Source organism: Streptomyces sp. NPDC092045, assembly GCF_044756005.1.
GTDB lineage: Bacteria > Actinomycetota > Actinomycetes > Streptomycetales > Streptomycetaceae > Streptomyces.
On sequence record NZ_JBIVSC010000001.1, the window covers coordinates 64,487 to 74,855 of the forward strand.

At 72.1% G+C, this 10,369-nt stretch carries 10 protein-coding genes; 7 read left to right on the forward strand and 3 right to left on the reverse strand.

The window, feature by feature from the left end; translation table 11 throughout:
* Positions 1-131 precede the first annotated feature (131 nt).
* Together rplQ and truA are read left to right on the forward strand one after the other, a co-directional pair.
* Positions 132-620, forward strand: coding sequence for a 50S ribosomal protein L17 (gene rplQ, locus ACIQKA_RS00390; protein WP_030209025.1), 489 nt, complete (start codon positions 132-134; stop codon positions 618-620).
* Positions 621-726: 106 nt separating this feature from the next.
* Positions 727-1,584, forward strand: a complete 858-nt coding sequence (gene truA / locus ACIQKA_RS00395) for a tRNA pseudouridine(38-40) synthase TruA (RefSeq protein ID WP_402539541.1) — start codon at positions 727-729, stop codon at positions 1,582-1,584.
* Here truA and ACIQKA_RS00400 read toward each other — a convergent pair.
* Positions 1,555-2,631, reverse strand: a complete 1,077-nt coding sequence (locus tag ACIQKA_RS00400; RefSeq protein WP_402539542.1) for a hypothetical protein — start codon at positions 2,629-2,631, stop codon at positions 1,555-1,557. The genes truA and ACIQKA_RS00400 overlap by 30 nt on opposite strands.
* A gap of 56 nt (positions 2,632-2,687) precedes the next feature.
* Between ACIQKA_RS00400 and ACIQKA_RS00405 the strand changes: the two genes are divergently transcribed.
* From ACIQKA_RS00405 to glmM, 4 genes are all read left to right on the forward strand, one after another.
* Entirely contained in the window at positions 2,688-4,310 is a 1,623-nt protein-coding gene (locus ACIQKA_RS00405; RefSeq protein ID WP_383152608.1) for an ABC-F family ATP-binding cassette domain-containing protein, read from the forward strand.
* A 326-nt stretch (positions 4,311-4,636) separates the two neighbouring features.
* Complete coding sequence (rplM, locus tag ACIQKA_RS00410; RefSeq protein WP_055641831.1) at positions 4,637-5,080, forward strand: 50S ribosomal protein L13; 444 nt, start codon at positions 4,637-4,639, stop codon at positions 5,078-5,080.
* 44 nt (positions 5,081-5,124) lie between these two features.
* A complete protein-coding gene (rpsI, locus tag ACIQKA_RS00415; RefSeq protein WP_015035601.1) occupies positions 5,125-5,637 on the forward strand; it encodes a 30S ribosomal protein S9 in 513 nt (170 codons plus the stop codon).
* A 132-nt stretch (positions 5,638-5,769) separates the two neighbouring features.
* Positions 5,770-7,128, forward strand: a complete 1,359-nt coding sequence (gene glmM / locus ACIQKA_RS00420) for a phosphoglucosamine mutase (protein WP_402539543.1) — start codon at positions 5,770-5,772, stop codon at positions 7,126-7,128.
* A 168-nt stretch (positions 7,129-7,296) separates the two neighbouring features.
* Here glmM and ACIQKA_RS00425 read toward each other — a convergent pair whose 3' ends face one another.
* Together ACIQKA_RS00425 and coaA are read right to left on the reverse strand one after the other, a co-directional pair.
* Positions 7,297-8,250: a DUF389 domain-containing protein gene (locus ACIQKA_RS00425; protein WP_383152606.1), complete on the reverse strand. Its 954-nt coding sequence runs from the start codon at positions 8,248-8,250 to the stop codon at positions 7,297-7,299.
* A 29-nt stretch (positions 8,251-8,279) separates the two neighbouring features.
* Positions 8,280-9,311 (reverse strand): type I pantothenate kinase, encoded by a 1,032-nt coding sequence (coaA, locus tag ACIQKA_RS00430; protein WP_383152605.1) that lies wholly within the window; start codon positions 9,309-9,311, stop codon positions 8,280-8,282.
* Between the two features lie 173 nt (positions 9,312-9,484).
* Here coaA and ACIQKA_RS00435 point away from each other — a divergent pair, with 173 nt between their 5' ends.
* Positions 9,485-10,231, forward strand: a complete 747-nt coding sequence (locus ACIQKA_RS00435; protein ID WP_402539544.1) for a hypothetical protein — start codon at positions 9,485-9,487, stop codon at positions 10,229-10,231.
* The last annotated feature ends 138 nt before the right edge of the window (positions 10,232-10,369 follow it).

A 10,369-nucleotide genomic window follows, 5' to 3' on the forward strand; every position in this document is an offset into this window, starting at 1 on the left:
TGATCGCGCGGTTCCCCGCGCCCCTTCCGGGTGCCCCTTCGGGGCTGCCCGGATCTCCGACGGGTGACCGCCCGCTCGGACACTGACACCGGTACCTCATACGGCCGGTGCAGATCACAAGGAGAAACACCATGCCGCGTCCCGCGAAGGGTGCCCGCCTCGGCGGTTCCGCCGCGCACGAGAAGCTGCTCCTCGCCAACCTGGCGAAGTCGCTCTTCGAGCACGGCCGCATCACCACGACCGAGGCCAAGGCCCGCCGCCTGCGTCCGGTCGCCGAGCGCCTGATCACCAAGGCGAAGAAGGGCGACATCCACAACCGTCGCCTGGTGCTGCAGACGATCACCGACAAGGGCATCGTCCACACCCTCTTCACCGAGATCGCCCCGCGTTACTCGGAGCGCCCGGGTGGCTACACCCGCATCACCAAGATCGGCAACCGTCGTGGCGACAACGCCCCGATGGCCGTGATCGAGCTGGTCGAGGGCGAGATCGCCAAGAAGGCGACCGTCGCCGAGGCCGAGGCCGCCACCAAGCGCGCCGTCAAGGAGGCCGACGAGGCCCCCAAGGCCGAGGAGACCAAGGCCGACGAGGCTCCGGCGGAGGAGTCGAAGGACGCGTAAGCGTCTTTCCGGCTGTTTCGCGTGCGGGCCCGCACCCCTCGTGGGTGCGGGCCCGCACCCCTCGTGGGTGCGGGCCCGTTCCCGTGTGTATGGAGAGGAACCCCGCGTGAGCGACGACGTGCAGGACGGTTTCGTACGGGTCCGGCTGGACCTTTCGTACGACGGCAAGGACTTCTCCGGCTGGGCCAAGCAGGCCCACGGGCGGCGGACCGTCCAGGGGGACATCGAGGACGCCCTGCGGACCGTGACCCGGTCCGAGGAGACGTACGAGCTGACCGTCGCCGGACGGACCGACGCCGGCGTGCACGCGCGCGGCCAGGTCGCCCACGTCGACCTGCCCGTGGAGCTGTGGGCGGAGCACCGCGACAAGCTGCTGAGGCGGCTCGCCGGACGCCTCGCGCACGACGTGCGGGTCTGGTCCCTGACCGAGGCCCCCAGCGGCTTCAACGCCCGCTTCTCCGCGGTCTGGCGCCGCTACGCCTACCGCGTCACCGACGACCCCGGCGGGGTCGACCCGCTGCTGCGCGGGCACGTGCTCTGGCACGACTGGGCCCTCGACGTGGACGCCATGAACGAGGCCGCCGCCGCGCTCGTCGGCGAGCACGACTTCGCCGCGTACTGCAAGCGGCGCGAGGGCGCCACCACCATCCGCACCCTCCAGGAGCTGCGCTGGGAGCGGCGGCCCGACGGCGTCCTCGAAGCGACCGTCAAGGCGGACGCCTTCTGCCACAACATGGTCCGCTCGCTCGTCGGCGCGCTGCTCTTCGTCGGCGACGGGCACCGGCCGGTGGACTGGCCGGGCGAGGTGCTCGCGGCCGGCGTCCGGGACTCGGCCGTGCACGTCGTGCGCCCGCACGGCCTCACCCTCGAAGAGGTCGGCTACCCGGCCGACGAACTGCTCGCCGCCCGCAACCGGGAGGCGCGCAACAAGCGGTCACTGCCCGGGAGCGCCGGCTGCTGCTGAGGCCTGGGACCTGCCGCGGGCGTAGATCTGGTTGAAGGCGAAGGTGCCCAGGTCGTCGCTGCTCACGAAGACGCCCTTGTCGGCCGTGGTGACCTTCTTGCCGTTGGCGAAGCCGGCCTGGGTGAAGTACGCGTACCGGCCGATCGCGTTCGACCGGCGCAGGCAGACCGTGGCGCGGCAGAAGTCGCCCACGCCCGCGCCGACCAGGGGCGCGATGCCGCCGGTGGCCCGCTCCTTCGCCCTGAGGGCCGCGGCCTCGGAGGGGAGGACGGCGACGCCGACGGTGACCGCCACGCCGTCCCGCACGTAGGTGGCGCGGAGGACCTTCTGGCAGCCGTTGTCTTTCAGGACGGCGCCGAGGCCGCCCCGGGTGACGGCCGCGCAGTTCGTCGTGGCGGAGGTCGCGCCCTTCTTGTACGGGCGGCCGCTCATGGTCAGCTTCGTGCCCGGGAAGAGGCCCTCGGCGGTGAGCGGGGCCTTGTCCTTCTTCGGGTCCGAGATGTAGTCCTTCGGGTTCGGCGGGGGCGGCGGCGCCACCGAGGAGAAGGTCGGCTCGGGGGAGGGCGCCTCGGTGGGGGAGACCGCGCCGGTGGGGGCCCCGCCGCCGTTCTTCGCGGTGTCGTCCTTCTTGCCGGTGGCCACCACGGCGGTGGCGACGATCGCGCCGACGAGCAGGGTGGCCAGGACGCCGCCAGCGGCCATCAGCCGGCGCCTGCGGCGGTTGCGGGAGGCCGAGGCGTCGGCCAGGGCGCCCCAGTCGGGGGTGGAACCGCCGCCCTGGGCACCGGGGAAGGGGTCGGGGGCCGGTGCGCCCGGGAAGGGGGCCGGAGCGCCGCCCCGGGGGTCGGAACCGGAGTACGGGCCGGGGGCGCCGCCCTGAGGGCCGGGGTATCCGTAGCCGCCCGCCCCCTGCCCGTACCCCTGCCCGCCGGGCTGCTGCCCGTACCCCCGGCCCCGGCCCTGCTCTCCCCGGCCGCCGGGCTGCCCGTACCCCTGCTGCCCCTGCTGCTGCGGCTCCTGCGGCCACTGCGGTCCCCCAAAGCTCATGCCGCGCATCCTAAACCGGTTGGGTCCGGGCGACGCGGGCGGTGACAATGCACCTCATGGGACACGTCGAGGCCGCACATCTGGAGTACTACCTTCCCGACGGGAGGGTCCTGCTCGGGGACGCCTCCTTCCGGGTCGGGGAGGGGGCCGTCGTCGCCCTCGTCGGGGCCAACGGCGCCGGAAAGACCACGCTGCTCCGGATGATCTCCGGGGAGCTCAAGCCGCACGGCGGCTCCGTCACCGTCAGCGGCGGCCTCGGCGTGATGCCGCAGTTCGTCGGCTCCGTGCGGGACGGCTCGACCGTCCGCGACCTGCTGGTCTCGGTCGCGCAGCCCCGGATCCGCGAGGCCGCGAGGGCGGTCGACGAGGCCGAGCACCTGATCATGACCGTCGACGACGAGGCCGCTCAGATGCGGTACGCGCAGGCGCTCTCCGACTGGGCCGAGGTGCAGGGGTACGAGGCGGAGACCGTCTGGGACATCTGCACCACGGCCGCGCTCGGCGTCCCGTACGAGAAGGCGCAGTTCCGGGAGGCCCGGACGCTCTCCGGCGGCGAGCAGAAGCGCCTCGTGCTGGAAGCGCTGCTGCGCGGCCCCGACGAGGTGCTGCTCCTGGACGAGCCGGACAACTACCTCGACGTGCCCGGCAAGCGGTGGCTGGAGGAGCGGCTGCGGGAGACCCGCAAGACCGTGCTCTTCATCTCCCACGACCGGGAACTGCTGTCCCGGGCCGCGCAGAAGATCGTCGCGGTCGAGCCCGGACCGGCCGGTTCGGACGTGTGGGTGCACGGCGGCGGCTTCGACACCTTCCACGAGGCGCGGCGGGAGCGGTTCGCCCGCTTCGAGGAGCTGAAGCGGCGCTGGGAGGAGAAGCACGCCCAGCTCAAGAAGCTCGTGGTGAACCTGCGGCAGGCGGCGGCGGTCAGCCACGAGATGGCCTCGCGGTACGCGGCGGCGCAGACCCGGCTGCGGAAGTTCGAGGAGGCCGGGCCGCCGCCGGAGCCGCCGCGCGAGCAGGACATCCGGATGCGGCTGCGCGGCGGACGGACCGGGGTGCGGGCCGTGACCTGCGAGAACCTCGAACTGACCGGGCTGATGAAGCCCTTCTCCCTGGAGGTCTTCTACGGGGAGCGGGTCGCCGTCCTCGGCTCGAACGGCTCCGGCAAGTCGCACTTCCTGCGGCTGCTCGCGGGGGACGGGTCGGTCGCGCACACCGGGACGTGGAAGCTGGGCGCCCGGGTCGTGCCCGGCCACTTCGCGCAGACCCACGCCCACCCGGAGCTGGCCGGGCGCCCGCTCGTCGACATCCTGTGGACCGAGCACTCCAAGGACCGGGGCGGGGCGATGTCCGTGCTGCGCCGGTACGAGCTGGAGCGCCAGGGCGACCAGCCCTTCGACAAGCTCTCGGGCGGCCAGCAGGCGCGCTTCCAGATCCTGCTGCTCGAACTGGCGGGGACGACCGCGCTGCTGCTCGACGAGCCGACGGACAACCTGGACCTGGAGTCGGCCGAGGCGCTCCAGGACGGCCTGGAGTCGTACGAGGGGACGGTGATGGCCGTCACGCACGACCGCTGGTTCGCGAAGAGCTTCGACCGGTACCTGGTCTTCGGCTCGGACGGGGTCGTGCGGGAGACGAGCGAGCCGGTGTGGGACGAGCGGCGGGTGGAGCGGGAGCGGTAGGGGAGCGCCGGGCGTGGTGGGGTCGGTGCGGCCGTGTCGGGCATGGCGGGGCCGCACTGGGCGTGGTGGGGCCGTGCCGGGCGTGGTGGAGTCGCGCCGGGCACGGCGGGGCCGCGCGTTTTGACCCGTCCGGGGTGGCGCGGGTACTGTTGCGGTTTGTTATGCGCAGTGGCTTCGTCGTTCTCACGCGAAGGGCCCCGCGCAGGTTCCCTGGAGCAGTTACCAGTGGCTCGCATACGGGCGGTGTCCCGGCAGTGCAGGCCCCAGCTGCATGATCGCTTCAGGTGTGTCTGGACTCCATCCACTGAAGAAGCGAAGGCTACGAAGTGCGTACGTACAGCCCCAAGCCCGGCGATGTCACTCGCCAGTGGCACATCATCGACGCGCAGGACATCGTCCTGGGCCGTCTGGCGACCACGGCCGCGAACCTCCTGCGAGGCAAGCACAAGCCGGTGTACGCCCCCCACATGGACATGGGCGACTTCGTCATCATCATCAACGCCGACAAGGTCCACCTGTCCGGCAACAAGAAGACCCAGAAGCTGGCGTACCGCCACTCCGGCTTCCCGGGCGGTCTGCGCTCCGTCCGCTACGACGAGCTGCTGGACAAGAACCCCGAGAAGGCCGTCGAGAAGGCCATCAAGGGCATGATCCCCAAGAACACCCTGGGCCGTCAGATGCTCTCGAAGCTGAAGGTCTACGCGGGCGAGAACCACCCGCACGCTGCTCAGCAGCCGGTCCCGTTCGAGATCACCCAGGTCGCGCAGTAGTTCCGGCCACACCCCCTAAGAACGAAAGAAATCTGAGGAGCATCGTGGCCGAGACCACCCCCGAGACCCCCGTCGACGAGTTCGAGGGCGTCGAGGAGTACACCACCGAGACCGAGCTCGTCGAGGGTGAGTACACCTCCGAGTCGCTCGCGTCCCGCTTCGGCGACCCGCAGCCGGCCGCCGGCCTGGGCCGTCGCAAGAACGCCATCGCCCGCGTCCGGATCGTTCCGGGCACCGGCAAGTGGAAGATCAACGGTCGCACCCTTGAGGACTACTTCCCCAACAAGGTGCACCAGCAGGAAGTCAACGAGCCCTTCAAGGTGCTCGAGCTCGACAACCGCTACGACGTCATCGCCCGCATCGCGGGTGGCGGTGTCTCCGGTCAGGCCGGCGCCCTGCGCCTCGGCGTGGCCCGTGCGCTGAACGAGGCGGACGTCGAGAACAACCGCCCGGCGCTGAAGAAGGCCGGCTTCCTCTCCCGCGACGACCGTGCGGTCGAGCGCAAGAAGGCCGGTCTCAAGAAGGCCCGTAAGGCCCCGCAGTACAGCAAGCGTTAATCGCCTGCTCGGTCTGCTTTCCGTACGCCCCGGCGGCACTGCCCGTGCCGTCGGGGCGTACGGTTTTTCGTACTCTCCTTTCATGAGCCTCTCTTTCATGGGCGCCCGGGCACGTATTTTCGGAGGACAGCAGTGGGACGACTCTTCGGCACGGACGGCGTACGCGGCGTCGCCAACGCGGACCTGACGGCGGAGCTGGCGCTCGGCCTGTCCGTCGCGGCGGCGCACGTGCTCGCCGAGGCGGGCACCTTCGAAGGGCATCGGCCCACCGCCGTGGTCGGGCGCGACCCGCGCGCGTCCGGAGAGTTCCTGGAGGCCGCCGTGGTGGCCGGCCTCGCCAGCGCCGGGGTCGACGTGCTGCGCGTCGGCGTCCTGCCCACCCCGGCCGTGGCCCACCTCACCGGCGTCCTCGGCGCCGACCTCGGCGTGATGCTCTCCGCGAGCCACAACGCCATGCCCGACAACGGCATCAAGTTCTTCGCGCGCGGCGGCCACAAGCTCGCCGACGAACTGGAGGACAGGATCGAAGCCGTGTACGAGGAGCACCGCACGGGCGCCCCCTGGGACCGCCCGACCGGTGCCGGCGTCGGCCGCGTCCGCGACTACGACGAGGGCTTCGACACGTACGTCGCCCACCTCATCGCGGTCCTCCCCAACCGCCTCGACGGCCTGAAGGTCGTCCTGGACGAGGCCCACGGCGCCGCCTCCCGCGTCTCGCCCGAGGCCTTCGCCCGGGCCGGCGCCGAGGTCGTCACCATCGGCGCCCGGCCGGACGGCCTCAACATCAACGAGGGCTGCGGCTCCACCCACCTCGGCCTGCTCCGGGCGGCCGTCGTCGAGCACGGCGCCGACCTGGGCATCGCGCACGACGGCGACGCCGACCGCTGCCTCGCCGTGGACGCGGCGGGCAACGAGGTCGACGGCGACCAGATCCTCGCCGTGCTCGCCCTCGCCATGCGCGAGGCCGGCACCCTGCGCGGCGACACGGTCGTCGCGACCGTCATGTCCAACCTGGGCTTCAAGCTGGCCATGGAGCGCGAGGGCCTGAGCCTGGTCCAGACGGCGGTCGGCGACCGCTACGTCCTGGAGTCCATGAAAGAGCACGGCTACGCGCTCGGCGGCGAGCAGTCGGGCCACGTCATCGTGCTCGACCACGCCACCACCGGCGACGGCACCCTCACCGGCCTCATGCTGGCCGCCCGGGTCGCCGCCACCGGCAAGACGCTCGCGGACCTCGCCGGCGTGATGGAGCGGCTGCCGCAGATCCTCATCAACGTGAAGGACGTCGACAAGTCGCGCGTGGCCACCTCCGCCGACCTGGCCGCCGCCGTCACCGAGGCGGAGCGCGAGCTCGGCTCCACCGGCCGGGTGCTCCTCCGCTCCTCGGGCACCGAGCCGCTGGTCCGCGTCATGGTCGAGGCCGCCGACATCGAGCAGGCCCGGTCGGTCGCGCAGCGCCTCGCGGACGTCGTGAAGTCCGTTCTGGGCTAGCCTTTCTGAGGCACCGTCATGCGGGAACGGCCCCGTCGCACCGGACTCCGGTACGGCGGGGCCGTCTCCGTGCGCCGAGGGGGACCCCGTACGGGAAGATCCGCACGGGCGGGCGGGCTCCCGTACGGGCGGGCCCTGTCCGGGCGGGCGGGCCCCCGTACGGCTCCCTCAGCGGCGCTTCCGCGACGGGCGGCGCCAGCGGCCGCGCTGGGTGTCCCACAGGGCCCGCTGCGCGTACAGCGTCGCCGTACCGGCCAGGACGATGCCGAAGAGGTTGAGCCCGAGCTGCTCGACCGAGCCCCACATCTGGCCCAGGTCGCCGTAGGCGAGCGCCACCGCCGCGTTCGCGCCCGCCGGGACCGTCGTCACCGAGATCGCCACGCCCACCAGGGCCCCCGACTTCGCGGAGGTCAGGGAGAGGGTGCCGGCCGCTCCCGCGAGCAGCGCCACGACGAAGGAGAACGGGTCGGGCTGCCAGACGAAGCGGGTGTTGGGGCGTTCCGCCTCCAGCTGGGCCCGGCTGAACAGGTCGAGCGCGTCCATCGCCAGGCTGAACAGCGTGGTGGCGGCGATGGCCACCGCGAAGCCCACGAAGAGCGCGATCAGCGAGCGCGCGGCCAGCCTCGGGGCGCGTCGCACGGCCGCCGTGCAGATCCCGGCGAGCGGGCCGAACTCCGGACCGACCGCCATCGCGCCCACGATCAGGATCGCGTTGTCCAGGACGACGCCGCAGGCCGCGATCATCGTGGCCAGGACCATGAACGCGCAGTACGTGACCGAGAGCGTCGACTCCTCGTGCGTCGCCTCGGTGAGCTCCTCCCAGAGCACCGCGTCGGCGGCCTCGCCGGGCGCCTCCCGCTCGGCCGCGTCGGCCCGCTCGGACAGCGACAGGTCGATGTTCTGGACGGCGATCGAACCGTCCTCGGCGATCCCGAGGCCGCGCAGCTCGCGCAGGAGCTCGTCGCCCGCCTCGCGGGCCACGTCGCACAGCACGACGTCCCCGGCCGGGTCGCGGGCCGCGCCCGGCAGGACCACCAGATGGGCGGTCCCGACGGTCGACTCGATCAGGTCGGCCGCGGCCCGGGTGCGGTCGGAGGGGACGATCATCCGCAGATGCAGCATGCGCAGAGCCTACGGATCCCGGTGGCGGTTCAGAGCTTGCGGAGGCTCAGCTTCTGCACCTTGTGGTCGGGGCCCTTGCGGACCACGAGGGTGGCCCGGCCGCGGGTGGGCGCCACGTTCTCCAGGAGGTTCACCTTGTTGATGGTCCGCCACATGGTGCGGGCGTAGTCGAAGGCCTCCTCCTCGGAGACCTGGGTGTAGCGCCGGAAGTACGAGGAGGGGTCCTGGAACGCGGTGTCGCGCAGCTTGCGGAAGCGGTTCAGGTACCAGCGCTCGATGTCCTCCGCCCGCGCGTCCACGTACACCGAGAAGTCGAAGTAGTCGGCGAGGCCGACGCGGGTCCGGCCGTCCTTGCCGGGCAGGGCCGGCTGGAGGACGTTCAGGCCCTCCACGATCAGGATGTCCGGGCGGCGCACGACGAGCCGCTCGTCGGGCACCCGGTCGTAGATCAGGTGCGAGTAGACCGGGGCGGTGACCTCGTCCTTGCCCGCCTTGATGTCCGCGACGAACCGGGTCAGGGCCCGGCGGTCGTACGACTCGGGGAAGCCCTTCCGGGACATCAGGCCGCGCGCCTTCAGCTCCTCCATCGGGTAGAGGAAGGCGTCCGTGGTCACCAGCTCCACGCGCGGGTGCTCCGGCCAGCGGGCGAGCAGGGCCTGGAGGAGGCGGGAGACGGTGGACTTGCCGACGGCGACCGAACCGGCGACCCCTATGACGAAGGGGGTGCCGCGCTGCTCGGCGCTCTCGCCGAGGAAGGTGTTCAGGGCGCCGCGCAGACCGCTGGTGGCCTGCACGTACAGGTTGAGCAGGCGGGACAGCGGCAGGTAGACGTCCCGCACCTCGTCGAGGTCGATGACGTCCCCGAACCCGCGGAGCCGCTCGACCTCCTCGGCGGTGAGGGGCAGCGGCGTCTTGTCGCGCAGGGCGCTCCACTCGGCCCGGGTGAGGTCGACGTACGGGGTCGCCTCGGACGGACGGCGGTGTCCGTTTCCGTGGCGGGGGCCCTGGGGCCCGTCCCCGGGAGCGTCCCCGTTGGCGCTTCGTGGCGGCGAAGTGATCACACCGCCATTGTCGGGGGTCGGGGGCGGGTGTGGGTGGTGGGGTCGGTCACGCGGGAAAGGGGTTGGTGGGGGCCGTCCCCCTGGGCGATCATGCGGGGGCCGCGTGGACTCCGGACCGCACGCGGGGGGAGCCGCCCCGGGGCGGCACGAAGAGAAGCAGAGAGCCACCACGCATGCGTACCTCCATTCGCACCGTCGCCGTTGCCGCGACCACCGTCTCGCTCGCCCTGCTCGGCACCGCCTGCAGCGGCGACGGGGCCGGCGACTCCGGCAGGGGCCCGGCGTCGCCGAGCGCCTCCGCGACGTCGGGGGCGCCCGCGAAGGCGCTGTCCGCCGCCGAGCTGGAGAAGCTGATCGTCGAGCAGGCCGACCTGCCCGGCCACCAGGTGCAGAAGGCCAAGGCCTCCGACCTGGTGAAGCCCGGGGACGTCTCGACCGACCAGGCCCCTTGCAAGCCGCTCGCCGATGCCATGTCGTTCCTCTCGGCCGGCGACCCGGCCGCGTCCGTCCAGCGCAGGGTCATCGAGGTGCCCTCGAAGACGGGCTCCCCGGAGGACGCCCTGGGGGCGCTCGCCGCGCCGGTGACGAACGTGACGCTCGGCTCGTACGAGGGACAGGGCGCGCAGGAGGCCTTCGTCTCCCTGAAGGCGGCCGGGACGGATTGCGCGGGCGGCTTCGGGGTCACCGGCCAGGGCGAGAAGGCGAAGGTCACCGGGGTGGCGCCGGAGACCCTCGCCGCGGGCGACGAGTCGCTGGCCTGGACGGTGACCTCGGACGTGGACGGCAAGCCGTTCGTCACCAAGCTGGTCGTGTTCCGCAAGGGCGGCACGCTGGTCTCGTTCTCCACGATCAGCCTCGGCGGCACGGTGAGGGAGCTGCCGCGGAAGGTCGTGGAGGCGCAGGCGGCCAAGTTGAGCTGATTCGAAGGCTCCGCCGCCTCGCACTCTGATCCTTTTACAAGGGTGACCTTCACCCTGTGGCTGTTCTGTCGGCATTCGGCGGCGATTAATTAACTGTAAGACCCTCCCCTCAAGTCGTGGAGAGGGAAATGCGTAGGA